The sequence below is a fragment of the Parafrankia elaeagni genome, assembly GCF_000374165.1.
GTDB lineage: Bacteria > Actinomycetota > Actinomycetes > Frankiales > Frankiaceae > Parafrankia > Parafrankia elaeagni.
Genome location: NZ_KB893753.1, coordinates 1 through 21162 on the forward strand (window position 1 = coordinate 1; position 21162 = coordinate 21162).

A 21162-nucleotide genomic window follows, 5' to 3' on the forward strand; every position below is an offset into this window, starting at 1 on the left:
GGTGAGGGCGGCGCCCATCCCCGCCTCCCACAGGCCCCAGCCGATGGCGGTCGCTGGCACGCCGCTGCCGCGCAGATGGGCGGCGTAGGCGTCGACAAAGGTGTTCGCCGCCGCGTAGTTCGCCTGCCCCGCGTTACCGAACAGGCCGGCGACCGACGAGAACAGGACGAACGCCTGGACGCCGCGGTCGCGCGTGACAGCGTGCAGGTTGACCGCCGCGTCCACCTTCGACCGCAGCACACCGTCCAACCGCTCCGGCGTCAACGACGTGAACACACCGTCATCGGCCAGCACCCGCTCCAGAGCACCCCGATCAGCCACATCACAGGCGACCAGACGCACCGTCGCACCCGCCGCGGTCAGCTCAGCCACCAACGTGTCCGCACCCGGCGCCGCCGAGCCCCGCCGGCTGAGCAACACCAGATCCCGCACCCCGTGCACGGCGACCAGATGCCGCACCAGGACCGCGCCCAACGTCCCCGTCGCCCCCGTCACCACCACCGTCCCAGCACCGAAATCCACACCGCTGGTCTCCCGCCCAGCCGTCACCCGGACCAGCCTCGGCACCAGCACGGACCCGTCCCGGACCGCCGCCTGCCCCACCCCCGACGCCACCACCACCGGCAACACCACACGATCAGCGGCCCCACCCACATCCACCAGCACAATCCGACCCGGATGCTCCGCCTGCGCCGAACGCACCAACCCCCACAACGCAGCGGCCTCCACGCCCGGCACTCCATCGCCCGGCAGTCCGGCATCCGGCGTCACCGCGACGGCTCCGGCGGTCACCACCACCAGCCGGCTCTGCGCCCATCCCGGGTCGGACAACCACGTCTGCAGGACCTCGAGGAGTTCAGCCGCACGTCGGCGTACCAGCACCGGATCGAGCTGTACCCACGTCTGCGCGGTGCCCGCGTCCACCGGGAGCGGGGCGGCGACCCGGGTGCAGTCGACGACAAGCACCTCGGCCGGCTCGGGCAGCGGCTCCCCCAGCTGCACCGTCCGCCAGGCCAGGTCGACGCCGTCGAGAACGGCACCGTCGGGGACGGCGCTGCCGGAGTCGAGGCCGGCTGGGACGAGGCCGGCGACCGGTCGCCACCGCGGCAGGAACAGAAGCCGGTCGGCAAGACCGCGGCCGTCGGCGAGCTGGTCGGCGGACATCGGGCGCAGGGCGAGGGACTCGACGGCTGCCACCGGGAGGCCGTCCCCGTCCGCGAGCGTGAGCCGGACGGAGACCTGCGGGGACGACGGGCTCGTCGCCGGGGCGGCCGCCGGGGCGGCCGCGTTGCGGGCAAGCCGGACGCGCACCGTCAGGCCGGCGAGGCCGTGGACGTGGACGCCCGAGAAGGCGAACGGCAGCGGGACGCCTTCGGTGTCGGGCAGCAGCCCGCCGAGGGCGATCGCGTGCAGCGCGGCGTCGAACACCGCCGGGTGCAACACGTAGCCGTCGGTGGTCTCGGCGCCGGTGACCTCGGCGAACAGATCCTCACCGCGCCGCCAGGCCCGGACGAGGCCGCGGAACGCGGGACCGTAGCCCAGCCCGGCGTCCGCGAGCGCCTCGTAGAGGTGGGCGGTGTCGATCTCGTCCGCACCGGTCGGGGGCCACACTGTTAGGTCCGGATCGGGGTCGGGCACGCCGATCTCGGGCCGCAGGGCACCGGTCGCGTGCACGGTCCAGGTGGTTCCGGCCTCGTCCGGCCGCGCCGAGTCGACGCTCACGGTGCGCCGGCCGTCCTCCTCGGCGGCGGCCACCAGGACGCGCAGCCGGACGCCACCGTTCGCCGGCAGGACCAGCGGGGCCCGCAGGAGTAGCTCGTCGACGGACATTCCACCGACCCGCTCACCGGCGGCGAGCACCAGCTCGACCAGCGCGGTGCCCGGGACGACCGTCGCGCCGTGCACGGCGTGGTCGGCGAGCCACGGATGCGCCTGGACGGAGCACCGGCCGGTGAAGACCATGCCACCGTCGGGCAGCGGTACGGCGGCGCCGAGCAGTGGGTGACCGGTCTCGTCGAGGCCGACAGCCTGGAGATCGGTGCCGTCCGGGGCCGACTCGAGCCAGAACCGGCGGTGCTGGAAGGCGTAGGTCGGCAGGTCGACGTGCCGGGCACCGCTGCCCTCGAACACCCTCGCCCAGTCCACCCGGGCCCCGGTCACGAACAGCTCCGCCACCGCGCCCAGCAACGTGGCGGCCTCCTCCCGACCACGACGCAACGTCGACACCGCCAGCACAGCCCCCGGCTCAGGCAGCACATCACCAACCATCGGCGTCAGCACCGCATCCGGGCCGACCTCCAGAAACCGAGTCACACCCAGCTCTGCCATGGTCTGGACGGCGTCAGCGAAACGCACCGGCCGACGTACCTGGGCCACCCAGTACCCCGGATCCGACCACTCACCCACCCCGACCGCGGCACCGGACACCGTCGAGACCGCCGGCAGGGCCGGCTCGGAGAACGTCAGACCACGCACCACCGTTTCGAACTCGGCCAGCATCGGCTCCATCAACACCGAATGAAACGCATGACTCACCGACAACCGCCGACTCCGCCACCCATGCTCCTCGGCGAGGACCGCCACCTGGTCCAACACGGCATGCGGACCGGAAACGACAAGAGCCGACGGCCCGTTGACCGCCGCCACATCCACGACCAGACCCCGCGCCGACAGCCCGGCAAGTACCTCCACCTCACCGGCGGCGAGAGCGAGCATTCCTCCGCCGGCCGGCAACCCCTGCATCAACCGGCCCCGCGCCGCCACCAACACCGCCGCATCCGCCAGGCTCAACACCCCCGCCGCGTACGCCGCCGACACCTCACCAATCGAATGCCCCGCCACCACCTCAGCCCGCACCCCCCAGTCCCGCACCAGCGCCAGCAACGCCACCTCCACCGCGAACAACGCCGGCTGCGCATAACCGGTCCCCTCCAACACCTCCGGATCGCCCTCAACCACCTCCCGCACCGAACAATCCAGAAGCGGATCCAACAGGCGTACGCCGCCGACACCTCACCAATCGAATGCCCCGCCACCACCTCCGCCCGAACCCCCCACCGCGTACGCCGCCGACACCTCACCAATCGAATGCCCCGCCACCACCTCCGCCCGAACCCCCCAATGCCGCAGCAACCCGAGCAGCGCCACCTCCACCGCGAACAACGCCGGCTGCGCACACCCGGTCCCCTCCAACACCTCCGGATCGCCCTCAACCACCTCCCGCACCGAACAACCCACAAGCGGATCGAGAACCGCGCACACCTCGTCGAACGCCGCCGCAAACACCGGAAACGCCCCGTACAACCCCCGACCCATACCAACCCGCTGCGCACCCTGACCGGTGAACACCAGCCCCAACCGACCCTCGACGGCCACACCGCGCCTGCACGCGACGCCATCGGCCCCGTCGGACAGGTCAGACAGATCGGAAAAGGCCGAAAGGGAGGCAAGGGAGGCCGGCAGGGCCGAGGGGGCGGTGGTCAGCAGTACCGCCCGGTGCTCGAGAACAGGTCTGCGGGCGAGCGACCGGCCGACGTCCGCGAGGAGGAGCCCCTCGGACGACAGTGCTGTTCCCAGCCGCTCGGCCTGCGCGACGAGCGCCGCGTCGGTGCGCGCGGTCAGCACGATCGGAACGACCGGCAGCTTTGCCGCCGTCGGGCCGTCCTGCGCCGAGACCGTGTCCTGCGCCGAGCCTGGGTCGTCCTGCGCCGTGGCTGTGTCCGCCGCCGGGGTGGCGGGGGCCTCCTCGAGGATGACGTGGGCGTTGGTGCCGCTGATCCCGAACGACGACACCCCCGCCCGCCGGGGACGTCCGTCCTGCACCGGCCAGGGACGGGACTCGGTCAGGAGCCGCACCGCGCCCGCCGACCAGTCGACCTGGGGCGAGGGCGCGTCCACGTGCAGGGTCTGCGGCAGCAGGCCGTGCCGCATCGCCATGACCATCTTGATGACGCCCGCGACACCGGCCGCCGCCTGGGTGTGGCCGATGTTCGACTTGACCGATCCCAGCCACAGCGGGCGGTCGTCCGGCCGGTCCCGCCCGTACGTGGCCAGCAGGGCCTGGGCCTCGATCGGGTCGCCCAGCCGGGTGCCGGTGCCGTGGGCCTCGAGTGCGTCGACCTGCGCGGTGGAGAGGCGGGCGCCGGCCAGCGCCTGGCGGATGACCCGCTGCTGGGACGGACCGTTGGGGGCGGTGAGCCCACTGCTCGCGCCGTCCTGGTTGACGGCGCTTCCCCGGATCACCGCGAGGACGGGATGCCCGTGGCGGTGGGCGTCGGAGAGCTTCTCCAGCAGGAGCATGCCGACGCCCTCGCCCCACCCGGTGCCGTCGGCGCCCGCGGCGAACGACTTGCAGCGGCCGTCGGCGGCCAGGCCGCCCTGCCGGCTGAACTCGATGAAGGTGCCGGGCGTCGCCATCACCGTCACGCCACCGGCGAGCGCCAGGTCGCACTCGCCGAGCCGCAGTGCCTGGGCCGCCAGGTGCATGGCGACCAGGGAGGACGAACACGCCGTGTCGATGGTGACGGCCGGGCCCTCGAGGCCGAAGGTGTAGGCGATCCGGCCCGAGGCGACGCTCCCGGAGTTGCCGTTGCCGAGGTAGGCGGCGACCCCTTCGGGCAGCTCCAGCTGCCGGGAACCGTAGTCGTGGTACATGACGCCGGCGAAGACTCCGGTGCGGCTCTCCCGCATGCCGAGCGGGTCGAGGCCGGCCCGTTCGAAGGCCTCCCAGGAGGTCTCCAGCAGCAGCCGCTGCTGCGGGTCCATCGCGAGGGCCTCACGCGGGCTGATACCGAAGAGCCCGGAGTCGAAGCCCGCGGCGTCGTGGAGGAAGCCGCCGGCCAGGTGGGCGCCGGTGTCGAGCCGACCGGTCTCGTGGTCGTAGAGGCCGCCGACGTCCCAGCCGCGGTCGTCGGGGAAGCCGGCGATCGCGTCCCGCCCCTCGGCGACCAGCCGCCACAGGTCCTCCGGGGTGCTCACGCCCCCGGGGTAGCGGCAGCTCATCGCCACGACGGCGATCGGCTCCCGGTCGCGTTCCGTCAGCTCGTGCAGACGCTGCCGGGCGGTGCGCAGGTCGGCCGTGGCCCGCTTGAGGTACGCGAGGTACTTCTCCTCGTTCGTGGACCCGTGCTGGTTCAGGGACCCACGGTCGTTCATGGCCTCTTGCTGGTTCGTGGCCTCTTGCTGGTTCATGGCCTGTTGCCCGTTCCTGTCCCGGCCGGCTGGCACGCTGGCTCTCGCTTCGCTCGTAGGGACGGGTCCCTTCCCGCCGGTCACCGCGCTCTCCCCGTTCCCGTCGCTCACGGCGCACCGAGTTCGCTGTCGAGGAGGTCGAAGATCTCCTCGGCGGTGGCGGACTCGAGGTCGTCCGAGCCGGTGTCCTGGCCGGGACTGGTTCCCGTGCCGGCGAAGCCGACCAGGAGCGCTCTGAGCCGTTCGCCGATCGCCACCCGATCGGCGTCGTCGAAGGCGGCGGTACCGAGCCGGACCGCGAGCCCATCGATCTCGGCGTGCAGATCGCTCGGTGCGCCACCTTCGGCCGGTGCCGGCGTGAGTTCGGCGGCCAGGTGCTTCGCGAGCGCCGTCGGCGACGGGTAGTCGAAGAGCAGCGTCGCCGGCAGCCGCAGTCCGGTCTCGGCGGTGAGCTGGTTGCGCAGTTCGACGGCGGTGAGCGAGTCGAAGCCGAGCTCCAGGAACCCCCGGGCCGGTTCGACGGCGGCCGCCGCGGGATAGCCGAGGATCCGCGCGGCGCATCCCCGGACGATCTCCAGTACCGCCCGCTGCCGCTCGGCCTCGGCCAGGGGTGCGAGCCGCTCCGCAAGCCCCGCGCCGCCCGCGCCGCCCGCGCCGCTCGTGCCACTGCCGTCCGCGGCTCGGCGAGCCACCCGGACCAGTCCGCGCAGCAGCGGTGGGACGGGTTCGCCGCCCGCGGCCCGGGAGCGCATCGCCGCCAGGTCGAGCTGGATGGGCACCAGCAGCGGATGTACGCCACCCAGCGCTGCGTCGAGGACGGCCAGCCCGTCCGGTACGGACAGCGCGCCGAAGCCGGTGCGGGCGAGACGGTCCCGGTCCAGGTCGCCGCCCATCCCACCGCCCGCGTCCCACAGCCCCCAGGCCAGTGCGGTGGCCGGCACGTCCTGCGCTCGCAGGCGGGCCGCGAAGGCGTCCAGGAACGTGTTCGCCGCCGCGTAGTTCGCCTGACCCGCGTTACCGAAGATCCCGGACGCGGACGAGAACAGCACGAAGGCGGCCAGCCGCCGGCCGGCCGTGACCGCATGCAGGTTCAGCGCCGCGTCCACCTTCGACCGGAGCACCGCGTCAAGCCGCCGCGGGGTCAGCGAGGTCAGCATGCCGTCGTCGAGCACGCCCGCCGCGTGCACGACCGCGGAGACGTCGACGCCGGCCAGCACCTCGTCCAGCGCGGCACGGTCGGCCACGTCACAGGCCGCGACCCGGACGGCGGCACCCGCGGCGGTCAGCTCCGCCGCCAGCTCCGCGGCCCCGGGAGCCGCCGGGCCCCGCCGGCTGAGCACCAGCAGATCCCGGACTCCGCGGGCGGTGACCAGATGCCGGGCCAGAACACTGCCCAGCATTCCGGTCCCACCGGTCAGCACCACCGTCCCCGAGCCCAGATCCTGCGCGGATCCGGCCGCGTCCAGCCGCACCCGGCTAAGCCGTGGCACGTACACCGACCCGTCTCGCACCGCCGCCTGCGCGGTCCCGGCGGCCACCACCCGACGCGCCAGGTCGAGCGCGCCCGGATCATCCACATCCACCAGGTGGAAGCGGTCCGGATGCTCCGACTGGGCCGTACGCACCAGGCCCCACAGCGCCGCCTCGGTCAGCCCGGGCACAGTCTCGCCGCCGGGCGCCGCCTCACCGCGGGACGCCGACACCGCCACCGCTCCGCGGGTCAGCACCACCAGCCGGGCCTCGGCCCACCGCGGTTCCTCCACCCACGCCCGCAGCACGCCGAGCAGGGCGACCACCCGCTCCCGCACACGCTCCGCGTCCGGCGCGGCCTCACCCGCCCGCTCCGGATCCATCCGGCCCGGATCCATGCGGTCCGGGTGCATGCAGTCCAGCACCACCACCCGCGCCGGCCCGGCCTCCGCCGGCAGCCCGCCCGCCAACGTCACGGCAGGCCAGTCACCGGGGGTGTCGGGGACATCGCTGGTGGTCACCGGCTGCGGTACCCAGTCGACGGCGAAGACCGGGAGGGCCGGCGTCTCGCCGCGACCGGCGACCTGGTCCGCGGCCACCGGCCGGAACGCCAGCCGCTCGATCGAGATCACCGGAGCACCGGAGCCGTCGAACGCGGCCACGCCCACCGTGTCCGGCCCCAGGCGGGTGAACCGCGCCCGGAGGGCACCTGCGCCGACAGCGTGCAGCCGCGCCCCGCTCACCGCGAACGGCAGCCGGGCCTGGCCCGAGTCGTCGCCGAGCAGGTCGGTGGCGCCGATGGCGTGCAGGGCGGCGTCGAGCAGAGCCGGGTGCACACCGAAACCGGTGGCGCCGTCGGCAGCGGTAGCGATAGCCGCGGCGGGCTCGTCGGCCAGCCGCACGTCGGCGTAGGTCACGTTCTCCTGCCGCCAGGCGCCGGCAAGCCCCCGGAAGGCGGGGCCGTAGCCCAGACCGACGTCGGCCAGGCCGGCGTAGAAGCCGTCGAGGGGTACCTCGAGGGCAGCCGCCGGCGGCCAGGTCGGCTCGCCCGCCGGCTCCTCGTCGACCGCCTCGGCGCTCAGCACACCGCTGGCATGGCCGATCCACCCGGTCGCCTCGTCGACCAGCGAGTAGATGGCCAGCGTCCGGCGCCCGGCGCCGTCGGTGGCGCCGACCGAGACGCGCAGCTGGGCTCCTCCGGTCTCCGGCAGCACGAGCGGGGCCTGCAGGACCAGCTCGTCGACGACCGGTGTGCCGGCGCGGTCCCCGGCCGCCAGCGCGATGTCGAGCAGGGCGGTGCCGGGGACGACGGCGCGGTCGAAGACGAGGTGTTCGGCCAGCCACGGCGGGGTGTCGCGGCCGAGCCGGCCGGTGAACAGCAGCGCGTCGCTGTCCGGCATCGTGACGGCGGCCCCGAGCAGGGGATGCTCGGCGTCCCCGAGGCCGGCGCTCGACAGATCGCCGGCGGGCGTGCCCGTGTCCAGCCAGAACCGCTGGTGCTGGAAGGCGTAGGTGGGCAGCTCGACGACGGAGCCGCCGGTGCCGTCGAGGACCGCGGCCCAGTCGATGTCCGTCCCGTGCACGTGGAGAACAGCCAGGCCGCCGAGCAGTGCGGTGATCTCGTCCCGGTCGCGGCGCAGGGTCGACGCGGTGACCAGGTCGGGCTGGCCGTCGCGGATCATCGCGGTGAGCACCGCGTCCGGGCCGATCTCCAGGACCCGGGTGACGCCGGCGGCGGCCATGGCGGCCATCGCGTCGGCGAACCGGACCGGACGTCGCACCTGGTCCACCCAGTACTCCGGCGTCGCCCAGTCCTCGGGCCGGACGGCGGCGGCCGTCACCGTCGAGATGGCGGGAACGCGCGGGGCGGCGAGGGTGAGGCCGCGCACCACCGCCTCGAACTCGGCGAGCATCGGCTCCATCAGAGCGGAGTGGAACGCGTGGCTGACCCGCAGGCGGTTGCTGCGCCAGCCGTGGGCGGTGGCGAGGTCGGCCGCCCGGTCGAGCGCCTCACGCGAACCGGAGAGCACCACCGACTCCGGGCCGTTGACCGCCGCGATGTCGACGTCGACGTCGAGCCGCGCCTGGGTCAGGGCCTGCGCGAGTGCCGTCTCCGGCGCGCCGACTGCGAGCATGCCGCCGCCCGCCGGCAGGGCCTGCATCAGCCGGCCGCGGGCGGCGACCAGCATCGCGGCATCCGGGAGATCGAGCACCCCGGCGGCGTAGGCGGCGGTGACCTCGCCGATCGAGTGGCCGGCGAGCAGGTCCGGGGTGACGCCCCAGCGGCGGACCAGCGCGAGGAGCGCGACCTCGACCGCGAAGAGCGCCGGCTGCGCGTAGCCGGTCTGGTCGAGCAGGTCGGGGTGCTCGTCGAGGATCGGCCGCAGCGGGCGGTCGAGGTGGCGGTCCAGGTGCTCGCAGGCCTCGTCGAACGCGGCGGCGTAGGCCGGGAACGCCTCGTACAGCCGCCGCCCCATGCGCAGCCGCTGCGCCCCCTGGCCGGTGAAGACCAGGCCGAGCCGGCCCTCGGTCACGACGCCGCGGATCACCTGCGCGCTGGGCTCGTCCCGGGCCAGGGCGGCCAGCGCGGCCGGCAGATCCTGGCCGCCGGCCAGGACGACCGCGCGCTGTGCCAGCGCGGCACGTCGCGTCAGGGACAGCGCCAGATCGGCCCGGTCCAGACCGGAACGATCCAGGTCGGCCCGGTCCAGGTCGGCGGGGCTCAGGCCGGAACGGCCAAGCAGTCGGTCGTGGAGGCGACCCGCCTGGGCGGCGAGGGCCGCGCCGTCGTGGGCGGACAGCACGACCGGGAGCGGGTCGAGCCGGATCCCCCGCTCGGGCGCCGCCGCGGCCGGGGCGGCGGCTGAGGCCGGCGCCTCCTCGATGATGACGTGGGCGTTGGTGCCGCTGATCCCGAAGGACGAGACCGCCGCCCGCCGGGGCCGTTCCCCCGCCGGCCAGTCGCGGGCCTCGGTCAGCAGCGACACCGCGCCCGCCGCCCAGTCGACGTTCGGCGAGGGCGCGTCGACGTGCAGCGTCCGCGGCATGGTGGCGAAGCGCATGGCCTGGACCATCTTGATGACGCCGGCGACCCCGGCGGCGGCCTGCGTGTGCCCGATGTTCGACTTGATCGAACCGAGCCACAGCGGTGTCGGTCGGTCCTGGCCGTACGTCGCCAGCAGTGCCTGGGCCTCGATGGGGTCACCGAGGGTCGTGCCGGTGCCGTGCCCCTCGGCGACGTCGACGTCGGCCCCGGTGAGACCCGCGTCGGCGAGGGCCTGGCGGATGACCCGCTGCTGGGACGGGCCGTTGGGAGCGGTCAGGCCGTTGGAGGCGCCGTCCTGGTTGACGGCCGATCCGCGGACCACCGCGAGGACGGGATGGCCGTTGGCACGGGCGTCGGAGAGCCGCTCCACGAGCAGCAGGCCCACACCCTCGCCCCAGCCGGTGCCGTCGGCGGCGGCGGCGAAGGACTTGCAGCGCCCGTCGGCGGCGAGGCCGCGCTGCCGGGAGAAGCCGACGAACGTGCCCGGCGTCGCCATCACCGTGACACCGCCGGCCAGCGCCATCTCGCACTCGCCGCTGCGCAGGGCCTGGACCGCCAGGTGCAACGCCACCAGCGACGAGGAGCAGGCGGTGTCCACCGTGACCGCGGGCCCTTCGAGGCCGAAGGTGTAGGAGACCCGGCCCGAGAGCACGCTGCCCGAGTTGCCGATGCCCAGGTGCCCCTGGACCTCGTCCGGCACCTCCAGCAGCCGCCCCGCGTAGTCGTGGTACATCAGCCCGGCGAAGACACCGGTGCGGTGGCCGCGCAGCGAGAGCGGGTCGATACCGGCCCGCTCGAACACCTCCCACGCCGCCTCCAGCAGCAGCCGCTGCTGCGGATCCGTCGCCAGGGCCTCCCGCGGGCTGATCCCGAACAGGCCCGGGTCGAAGTCCGCCGCGTCGTGGAGGAAGCCGCCCTCCCGCGCGTACGACGTACCGGGATGGTCCGGGTCCGGGTGGTACAACCCCTCCACGTCCCAGCCGCGGTTGACGGGGAACGTCCCGATGCCGTCCCGGCCGGACGCGACCAGGTCCCACAGCTCGTCGGGTGACGTCACCCCGCCGGGATACCGGCAGGCCATCGCGACGATCGCCATCGGCTCGTCGTTCGGCCGCCGGACCGGGGCCGTGCGGACGGGTACGCCGGCCGGGCCGCCACCGGGTTCACCGATCAGCTCACCGATCAGGAAGTCGGCGAGCGCCGCCGCGTTCGGGTAGTCGAACAGGAGCGTGGCCGGCAGCCGAAGCCCGGTGTCGGCGTTGAGCTGGTTGCGGAGCTCGACGGCGGTGAGCGAGTCGAAGCCCAGTTCCCGGAACGCCCGGTTCGCCGGGACGTCCTCGGGTGCGGCGTAGCCCAGGACCGCGGCGGCATGGCCGCGGACGAGCTGCAGCACCGTCCGCTGCCGTTCGACGTCGTCGAGGCCGGTGAGCCGGGCGCCGAACGCCGTCCCGGCCTCGCTCCCGCCGTTGCCCCCGGCACCGGTACCGGCGGCACGCCGGCGCGACGGCGGCGTCCGGACGAGACCCCGCAGGATGGGCGGCAGCTGACCCGCCTGTGCCGCGGGCCGGAACGCGGCCAGATCAAGCGGCGCCGGGACGAGGAGCGCGCGGTCGCCGGCGACCGCCCGGTCGAACAGGGCCAGGCCTTCGGCGACGGTGAGCGGGATGATCCCGATGCGCGCCATCCGCCGCCGGGCGAGGTCGGAGAGGCCACCCGCCATGCCGGTGTCGGTGTCCCACAGTCCCCAGGCGAGCGACGTCGCCGGAACGCCGAGGTGGCGCAGGTGGGCGGCGTAGGCGTCCAGGAAGGTGTTCGCCGCCGCGTAGTTGCCCTGCCCGCCTCCGCCGAAGATCCCCGACGCCGACGAGAACAGGACGAACGCCGCCAGGTCGTGCCCGGCTGTCGCCGCGCGCAGATTCAGCGCGGCGTCGACCTTCGGCCGCAGCACCGCGTCCATCCGTTCGGGCGTGAGCGAGGTGACCGTGGCGTCGTCGAGGACGCCGGCGGTGTGCACGACCGCGGACACCTCGACCCCGTCGAGCGCGGCACGCACCGCCTCGAGGTCGGCCACGTCGGCCGCGACCAGGTGTGCCCTGGCACCGGCCGCCGCCAGTTCGTCGAGCAGGGCGGCCGCGCCGGGAGCCGCCGTCCCGCTGCGGGACAGCAGCAGCAGATCGCGGATGTCATGGACGGCCACCAGGTGACGGACGAGGTGACGGCCGAGGGTGCCGGTCGCGCCGGTCACGACGACCGTGCCGGTGCCGAAGTTCACCGGCCCCGCCGGCCCCGCCGGCCCCGCCGGCCCCGCCGGCCCCGCCGCGTCTGCCGCGTCTGCCGGGTCTGCCGCGTCTGCCGGGTCCACTGGCGCCGCCGTCGCCCGGGCCAGCAGGGGCACCCGCACGGCGCCCGCCCGGATGGACGCCTGGGGCAGGTCCGCGGCGACCACCCCGGGAAGCACTGTCCAGGCGTCGGGGCCGTCGACGTCGATCAGCTGGATCCGGCCCGGATGTTCTGCCTGGGCGGACCGCACGAGGCCCCAGACGGCGGCACCGGCGAGCCCCGGGACGGCGTCGCCGGGCGCGGCCGCCACCGCACCGGCGGTCACCACGACCAGCCGTCCGTCCACCCAGGACGGATCGGCCAGCCAGGACTGCAGCACGGCCAGCACCCGGGCCGCGCGGTCGCGCACCGTGCCGCCGTCCACCGTGCCGGCGTCCACCACGCGGGCGTCCACCGCGCCACCGGCGACCGTGTCGCCGTCGCGTGCGGGGGGCGCCGGTTCGGTGGCGTCGAGCAGGAGGACCGTAGCTCCGCCCGAGCGGGGCGGGACCGTCGGATCGCTGAGCGACAGGGACTGCCACGCGGGTGTGCCGTCCTGCGCCGGTGGCACCGTCTCGGCGACCCAGTCCACGGTGAGCAGGGACTGTGCCGCGGGGTCGTCGGCCCCGGCGAGCTGGTCGGCGGACACCGGCCGGAACGCGAGCCCGGCGATCGACGCCACCGGCTGGCCGGCCGGGTCCGCGACGTCGATCTGGACGGTCCGCCCGTCCGAGTGGAAGCGGAGACGAGCCCGGACGGCGGTGGCGCCGGCGGTGTGCAGCGTGACGCCGGTGAACGCGAACGGCAGCCGCGTCTCCCCGGTCTCGCCACCGTCGACGCCCTCAGCGCCCTCAGCGCCCTGGGCGCCGAGACCGTGCAGGGTCGCGTCGAGCAGGGCCGGGTGCAGGCCGAAGGCGCCGGCGTCCTCGGTCGCTGTCTCGGGCAGGCCGGCCTCGACGAAGAGGTCGGCACCGTGCCGCCAGAGGGCGGTGAGGCCCTGGAACACGGGCCCGTAGTCATAGCCGCCGGCGGCGAGGAGGTCGTAGACGCCGTCGACCGGGACCGGGACGGCGCCCGGCGGCGGCCACACACCGGCGTCGGCACCGAGGTCGGCACCGTGGTCAGCGCCGAGGGTGGCACCAGCGCCGTCGCCCGGGGCGAGCGTGCCGGTGGCGTGCACCGTCCAGGGCTCGCCGTGGTCGGCGGACTCCAGCCGGGAGTGGATCGTCACGGTGCGCCGGCCGGCGTCGTCCGGCGGGCCGACCGCGACCTGCAGCCACCGGGCGTCGCGCGGGGTCAGGACGAGCGGCTGCCCCAGGACGAGCTCGTCCACGGTCGGCGTGGCGAGCAGGTCCCCGGCGGCCAGGGCCAGTTCCAGCAGCCCGGTGCCGGGCACCAGCACGGTGCCGAGGACGGTGTGGTCGGCCAGCCAGGGATGGGACCGCAGCGACAGCCGTCCGGTGAGGACGCCGCCGTCGTCGCCCGCCAGCGGGACGATCGCGCCGAGCAGCGGGTGCGGGCTGGTGGCCAGCCCCAGGACCGCCGGGTCGGTGTCGGCCCGGTCGTCGGTCGTCGACTGCGGCCAGAACCGCTGCCGTTGGAACGCGTGGGTGGGAAGGTCCACGCCGGTCGCGTCACCGCCGGGGGTCAGCGCCGCCCAGTCCACCCGGACGCCCCGGACGTGCAGCTGGGCGAGGGCGCCGAGCAGCGTGCCGGCTTCGTCGCGGTCCCGGCGCAGGGTCGGTACGGCGGTCGCGTCCGGGACGCCGTCGCTCACCATCGCGGTGAGGACGCCGTCCGGGCCGACCTCCAGGAACCGGGTGGCCCCCAGACCGGTCATCGCCTGGACGGCCGCGGCGAACCGGACCGGCTGACGTACCTGGGCCACCCAGTACCCGGGCTCGGACCACTCGCCGGGGCGCACCGGTGCGCCGGTGACCGTCGACACCGCGCTCAGGTGCGGTTCGGCGAACGTGAGTCCCCGCACCACGGCCTCGAACTCGCCGAGCATGGGCTCCATCAGTGCCGAGTGGAAGGCGTGGCTGACCCGCAGGCGGTTCGTCTTCCAGCCGCGGCCGGCGGCCAGCCGACCGGCCGCTGTCAGGAGGTCCGCGGGTCCGGACAGGACGGTGGAGGCGGGGCCGTTGACGGCGGCGACGTCGAGGGTCAGCCCGGCGTCGGCCAGCGCGGCGAGCACGTCGTCCTCGGTGGCCTGCACCGCGAGCATGCCGCCGCCGGCCGGCAGCGCCTGCATCAGCCGGCCCCGCACGGTCACCAGGGTGGCCGCGTCGGCGAGGGTGAGGACGCCGGCGGCGTACGCCGCGGTGATCTCGCCGATCGAGTGGCCGGCGACGACGTCGGGGGTGACCCCCCAGTGCCGCAGCAGCGCCAGCAGCGCGACCTCGACGGCGAAGATCGCGGGTTGGGCGTACCCGGTCTGGTCGAGGGCGTCGGGGTCGGCGAAGACCACCATCCGCAGCGACGTCTCGAGATGGCGGTCGACGTGCGCGCAGACCTCGTCGAACGCCGAGGCGAACACGGGGTGGGCGGCGTAGAGCTGCTCGCCCATCGACAGCCGCTGCGCGCCCTGGCCGGTGAACAGCAGCGCCAGCCTGCCGTCGCCGACCGGGCCGACCGCCCCGCTGGTGACCCGGCCGTCCTCGGCGAGGCGGGCCAGGTCGCGCAGGAGCTGGCGGCGGTTCGGGGCCAGCACGACGGCGCGGTGACCGAGGGCGGCGCGGTGGGCCGTCGCCCGGGCGACACCGCCGAGCGGGAGATCGGGGTGCGCGTCGAGGAAGGCGTGGAGCCGGGCCGCCTGGTCGCGCAGCCCCGCCTCGTGGGTGGCGGACAGGAGGTACGGCAGGACCGCGCGGTCGCCAGGTGCCGTCCGCGCCGTCCGCGCCGTCGGCACCGTCGGCGTCTCCTCGGACGCCGACTCCTCGGCCGGCGGCTCCTCGATGATCACGTGGGCGTTGGTGCCGCTGACTCCGAACGACGACACACCGGCCCGCCGCGCGTCACCCGTACCCGGCCAGGGACGGGACTCGGTGAGCAGGGCGACCGCGCCCGCGGCCCAGTCCACCCCGGGAGTCGGCGCGTCGACGTGCAGGGTCCGCGGGAGGGTGGCGTGCCGCATCGCCATGATCATTTTGATCACACCGGCGACGCCGGCCGCGGACTGGACGTGGCCGATGTTCGACTTGACCGAGCCGAGCCACAGGGGGCGGTCGGCCGGCCGGTCCTGCCCGTAGGTGGCGATGATCGCCTGGGCCTCGATCGGGTCGCCGAGCGTGGTGCCGGTGCCGTGGGCCTCGACCGCGTCGACCTCGCCCGGGGCGAGGCCGGCGTTCGCGAGGGCCTGGCGGATGACCCGCTGCTGCGACGGTCCGTTGGGGGCGGTGAGGCCGTTGCTGGCGCCGTCCTGGTTGACCGCCGATCCGCGCACCACGGCGAGGACCGGGTGGCCGAGCCGGCGCGCGGCGGAGAGCCGCTCGACGAGCAGGATGCCGACGCCCTCCGCCCATCCGGTGCCGTCGGCCGCGGCGGCGAACGACTTGCACCGGCCGTCGGCGGCCAGCCCGCGCTGGCGGCTGAAGTCGACGAACGTGTCCGGCGTCGACATGACGGTCACGCCGCCGGCGAGCGCGAGGTCGCACTCGCCCTGGCGCAGTGACTGGGCGGCGAGGTGCAGCGCGACCAGGGAGGAGGAGCAGGCGGTGTCCACCGTGACCGCCGGGCCCTCGAGGCCGAGCGTGTAGGCGATCCGGCCGGACGCGACGCTGCCGGCGCTGCCTATGCCGACGTACCCGCCGAGGTCCTCCGGGCTGCCCTCCAGCAGCGCGGCGTACCCCTGGTAGGTGGTGCCGACGAAGACACCGACGGCGTTGCCGCGCAGCGACTGCGGGTCGATCCCCGCGCGTTCGAGCGCCTCCCAGGACGTCTCGAGGAGCAGCCGCTGCTGCGGGTCCATCGCGAGCGCCTCGCGCGGGCTGATGCCGAACAGGGCGTGGTCGAACAGGTCCGCCTCACGCAGGAAGCCGCCCTCGCGGGTGTACGAGGTGCCGACCCCGTCCGGGTCGGGGTCGTAGAGGGCGTCGAGGTCCCAGCCGCGGTTGGTGGGGAACGGGCCGATCGCGTCGGTGCCCGCGGCGACGAGCTGCCACAGGTCCTCCGGCGATCCGACGTCGCCGGGGAACCGGCAGGCCATCGCCACCACGACGATGGGGTCGTCGTCGACCGGCGCGGTCGCGGCCGCGACGGCGGGGCCGGCGGGCGCGGTGGCTGCGCCGAACGCCGTGTCGTGCAGGTGGCGCGCGAGCCCCTCGGCGGTGGGGTAGTCGAAGACGAGGGTGGGGGGAAGCCGCAACCCGGTCTCGGTGGCCAGCCGGCCGCGCAGTTCGATGGCGGTCAGGGAGTCGAAGCCGAGCTCGCGGAACGGGCGGGCCAGCGCGATGGACTCCGCGGACGGGTAGCCGAGGACCGCGGCGGCGCTGGTGCGGACGAGGTCGAGCAGGGCGTTGTGACGCTCGGCTTCGGGCAGCGCGGCCAGCCGGTCATGCCAGCCGGACGTGGCGGCGGTGGGCGCCTCGACGTCCCGGTCGCGGACCTCGGGCAGGTCGGCGAGCAGCGGCCGGTTGCGCGACGCGGTGAACGCCTCGGCGAAGGTCTCCCAGCGGACGTCGGCGACGACGAGGGTGGCGGCGGCGACACCGGCGCCGGCACCAGCACCGGCAGCCCGCCGGAGCGCGTCGACGGCGAGCTCGGGGCGCAGCGCGACGAGGCCGAGGCGGCGCAGGTCGTCCTCGACGGAACCGACGGTGGCCATACCGGCGTCGGCCCACGGCCCCCAGGCGATGGAGGTGGCGGCGAGCCCACGGGACCGGCGCCGCTGGGCGAGCGCGTCGAGGCCGGCGTTGGCCGCGGCGTAGGCGCCGCCCCAGCCGCTGCCCCAGGTGGCCGCGATGGACGAGAAGACGACGAACGCGTCGAGCGCGGTGTCACCGAGCAGCTCGTCGAGGTGCAGCGCGCCGGCGGTCTTTCCCGCCAGCACCGTGGCGGTGGTGGCGACGTCGAGGTCGCGCAGCGGCGCGGTGTGCGCGATGCCCGCCGCGTGGACGACCGCGGACAGCGACTCTCCGGCGAGGCCGTCGAGGAGGGTGGCCACGGCGGCACGGTCGGCCGTGTCGCAGGCCAGGATCGTGACGCGGGCGCCGTGGGCGGCCAGCTCGGCGGTGAGCTCGGTGGTGTTCGCGGCGGCGGGGCCGCGGCGGCTCACCAGGACGAGGTGTTCGGCGCCGTTCGCGGCGGCCCAGCGGGCGACGTGGGCGCCGAGCGCGCCGGTGCCGCCGGTGACGAGCACCGTCCCGCGTGGCTGCCAGCCCGTGCCGTCGGGCTCGCCGGCCGCGGTGTGGACGATGCGGCGGGCGAGGATCCCATTGTGCCGGATGGCGACCTGGTCCTCGTCGTCCGGCAGACCGGCGAGCACCGCGGCGACCCGGGCGCCCGCCCGGTCGTCGACCGTCTCCGGCAGGTCGATCAGCCCGCCCCACCGCTCGGGGCATTCGAGGCCGACGACCCGCCCGAGCCCCCACACCTCGGCCTGGGCGATGCCGGCGTGCGCCGGGCCGGCGTGGCTCGCGCCGGCGTGGCCAGGGCCACCCGGTGCCGTCGACACCGGGCGGTCGGTCGGGCCGGTGACGACAGCGCCGCGGGTGGTGATCCACAGCGGCGCGTCGATCGCGGTGTCGCCGAGGGCCTGGACGAGGGCGAGGGTGCCACTCAGCCCGCGGGACACCGAGGGGTGTGCCGTCTCGGGCGTCTCGTCGTGGGCCAGCAGGGACAGCACGCCGGTCACGGTGAGCCCGTCGGCCGCCGCCCGCAGGCCCGTGGCCAGCGTCGCCCGGTCGGTGGACGGGGCGACGGCGACGGGTTGCCCGCCGTGCGCCGTGATGAGGTCGGCCAGGGTCGTGGTGTACGGGGCCTCCCGGTCGCCCACCACGAGCCAGGTTCCGGCGAGCGTGGGGACGGCTCGGTCGGGCAAAGGCTTCCAGGTCTCCCGGTAGCAGAGGGTGTCGACCGCCTGCTGCTGACGCCGTCGACGCCGCCAGGAGGAGAGCGCCGGGACGAGGTCGCCGAGGGTGTACTGGTCGGACGCCTCGGCGTCGATCCGCAGCTCGCGGGCGACCGCGCTGAGGTCCTCGCGTTCGATCGCCGCCCAGAGATCGGCGGCGGGGTCGGCGTCGGGATCAGCGGCCCGGACACCGCCCGGCGAACCATGCAGCCAGTACCGCTGGTGCTCGAACGGGTAGGTGGGCAGATCCACCAACGCCCCACCGCCGGTGACGGCTTTCCAGTCGACCGGGACCCCGGCGACGAAGAGCGCGGCCAGCGCGGTGAGGGCGGTGGTGGGCTCGTCCCGGCCCCGCCGCAACGCCGGCACCGCGACCGGACCGTCGACGAGCGGCGTGATGAGCGGGGTGAGGATGCCGTCCGGGCCGGCCTCCAGGAACCGGGTGACGCCGAGATCTGTCATCGCCGCCACGGCATCGGCGAACCGGACCGTGCTCCGCACCTGCCGTACCCAGTAGTCCGGGTCCGCCCACTCTCCGCGCACCACCCCGCCGGTGACCGTGGACACCGCCGCGATCCGGGGTTCACCGAACGCGAGCCCGCGGACGACCTCGGCGAACTCGGCGAGCATCGGCTCCATCAACGCCGAGTGGAAGGCGTGGCTGACCTTGAGCCGGCTGGTCTTCCATCCCCTGGCCACCGCGAGCGCGGCGGCCTGGTCGAGCTGCCCGGACGGCCCCGCCACCACCACCGACGCCGGGCCGTTCACCGCCGCGACGTCCACCGCGATCCCCGCGGTGGTGAGGGCCGCGGTGAGATCGGCCGCGCCGGCCTCGACCGCGAGCATGCCCCCGCCGGCCGGCAACGCCTGCATCAGCCGTCCCCGCGCGGCCACCATCACGGCCGCGTCGGTGAGGCTCAGCACTCCGGCGGCGTAGGCGGCCGTGATCTCCCCGATCGAATGCCCCGCCACCACCTCCGGCGTCACACCCCAGCTGCGCAGCAGCGCCAGCAACGCCACCTCGACCGCGAACAGCGCCGGCTGGGCGTTCCCCGTCTGTTCCAGAACCTCCGCCTCGGTCGGGAACTCCCGGTCGAACAGCGCCCACGCCTCGTCGAACGCCGCCGCGTACACCGGGAACGTCTCGTACAGCTGGCGGCCCATGCCGACCCGCTGGGCACCCTGACCGGTGAACACCACACCGAGGCGGCCCGCGGTCGCCTCCCCGACCGGCCGCTCGCCCGCGGCGACCGCCGCCAGCTCACGGTCACGCTCGTCCGGGTCGGCCGCCAGCACCACGGCCCGGTACGGCAGCGCCGACCGGGTCGCCAACGACGCGCCGAGGTCGGCGACCGCGCAGTCCACCGCGCGCAGACGACCGGCCTGCGCGCGCAGTGCGGCCTGCGACCGTGCGCTCAGCACCAGCGGCGTGACCGGGAGCACCGGCGCGGGCGCCGCCGCGGGAGCCGGCGGCGCCGACGGGGGTGGCTCCTCCACGATCACGTGCGCGTTCGTCCCGCTGACCCCGAACGACGACACCGCCGCCCGCCGCGGCCGGTCGGTCCGCGGCCAGGGGCGGGCCTCGGTGAGCAGCGAGACCGCACCGGCGTCCCAGTCCACCTGCGGTGACGGCGCGTCCACGTGCAACGTCTTCGGCAGCGTGTCGTGCTGGAGCGCCAGCACCATCTTGATCACCCCGGCCACCCCGGCCGCCGCCTGGGTGTGCCCGATGTTCGACTTGAGCGAGCCGAGCCACAGCGGACGGTCCGCCGGCCGGTCCTGCCCGTAGGTGGCGATCAGCGCCCCCGCCTCGATCGGGTCGCCCAGCCGGGTACCGGTACCGTGCGCCTCGACGGCGTCGACGTCCGCGGTGCCGAGGTGGGAGTCGGCGAGAGCCTGGAGGATCACCCGCTGCTGGGCGGAGCCGTTGGGCGCGGTGAGCCCGTTGCTGGCGCCGTCCTGGTTGACGGCGCTTCCCCGGATCACGCCGAGAACGCGGCGGCCGAGACGTTGGGCGTCCGAGAGCCGTTCGAGGAGCAGCACGCCGACGCCCTCGCTCCAGCCGGTGCCGTCGGCCGCGGCGGCGAACGACTTGCACCGGCCGTCGGCGGCGAGCCCGCCCTGCTTGCTGAACTCGCCGAACGCGTCCGGACTGGACATGACGGTCACCCCGCCGGAGAGCGCGATCGAGCACTCCCGGTTCCGCAGGGCCTGGCAGGCGAGGTGGATCGCGACGAGCGACGAGGAGCAGGCCGTGTCGATGGTGACCGCCGGGCCTTCGAGACCGAACGTGTAGGCGAGCCGTCCGGAGATGACCGCCGGTGCCGTGCCGGTCAGCAGGTGGCCCAGCACGCCGTCGGGGAGCTCCTCGATCCCCGAGCTGTACCCCAGGTAGCCGCCGCCCATGAACACGCCGGCCTGGCCGCCGCGGATCGACAGCGGGTCGAGGTGGTTGCCTTCGAACGCCTCCCACGCGACCTCGAGCAGGACGCGCTGCTGCGGGTCCATCGCGAGTGCCTCGCGGGGGCTGATGCCGAAGAAGGCGGCGTCGAAGTCTCCGGCGTCGTAGAGGAAGCCACCGACCCCACCCTCACCGGTGTCTCCCGTGCCGGCCTCCGGCTCGGTGTCCCAACCCCGGTCGGTCGGGAAGCCGCCGATCCCGTCCCGGCCCTCGAGAAGGAGCTGCCAGAGTTCCCCGGGCGAGCGGGCGTCACCGGGAAGGCGACAGCCCATGCCGACGATGGCGATGGGCTCGCGCCGGGCGGCTTCCAGCTCCTGCACCCGCTGACGGCTCTGGTGGAGATCCGCGGCCATCCATTTGAGATAGTCGCGAAGCGTCTCTTCACTCGCCATGAATTCCACTCTCCACAGACCGGTCAGAAAACTCTACGGGCCGGATCAGATCATGATGCTAGGAGAGGGGCTTTTACACGAGCAACCCCTGTCGCGCCCCTAGGGGGGCTTGCCGGTTACCCGAATACCGCCGTTAACCGAAGTCAGGTCCGCCGCTCGGGGTCACGCAACTGTGCGTCGATGAAACTCAGCAGCTCGTCGTCGTCGGCCGCGT

At 74.9% G+C, this 21162-nt stretch carries 1 protein-coding gene and 2 pseudogenes; all 3 read right to left on the reverse strand.

Annotated elements, in window-relative coordinates; genetic code table 11:
* Window positions 1-2991, reverse strand: a pseudogene (locus tag B207_RS35375) (KR domain-containing protein); the annotation flags it as partial.
* 21 nt (window positions 2992-3012) lie between these two features.
* A pseudogene (locus tag B207_RS35380) lies at window positions 3013-5118 on the reverse strand (type I polyketide synthase); the annotation flags it as partial.
* A 179-nt stretch (window positions 5119-5297) separates the two neighbouring features.
* Window positions 5298-20948: a type I polyketide synthase gene (locus tag B207_RS0124695; RefSeq protein ID WP_018639361.1), complete on the reverse strand. Its 15651-nt coding sequence runs from the start codon at window positions 20946-20948 to the stop codon at window positions 5298-5300.
* Window positions 20949-21162: the final 214 nt, after the last annotated feature.

Coding starts and splice junctions, on each gene's coding strand:
- B207_RS0124695 (WP_018639361.1), bottom strand. CDS start 20,948: ATGGCGAGTGAAGAGACGCTTCGCGACTATCTCAAATGGATGGCCGCG.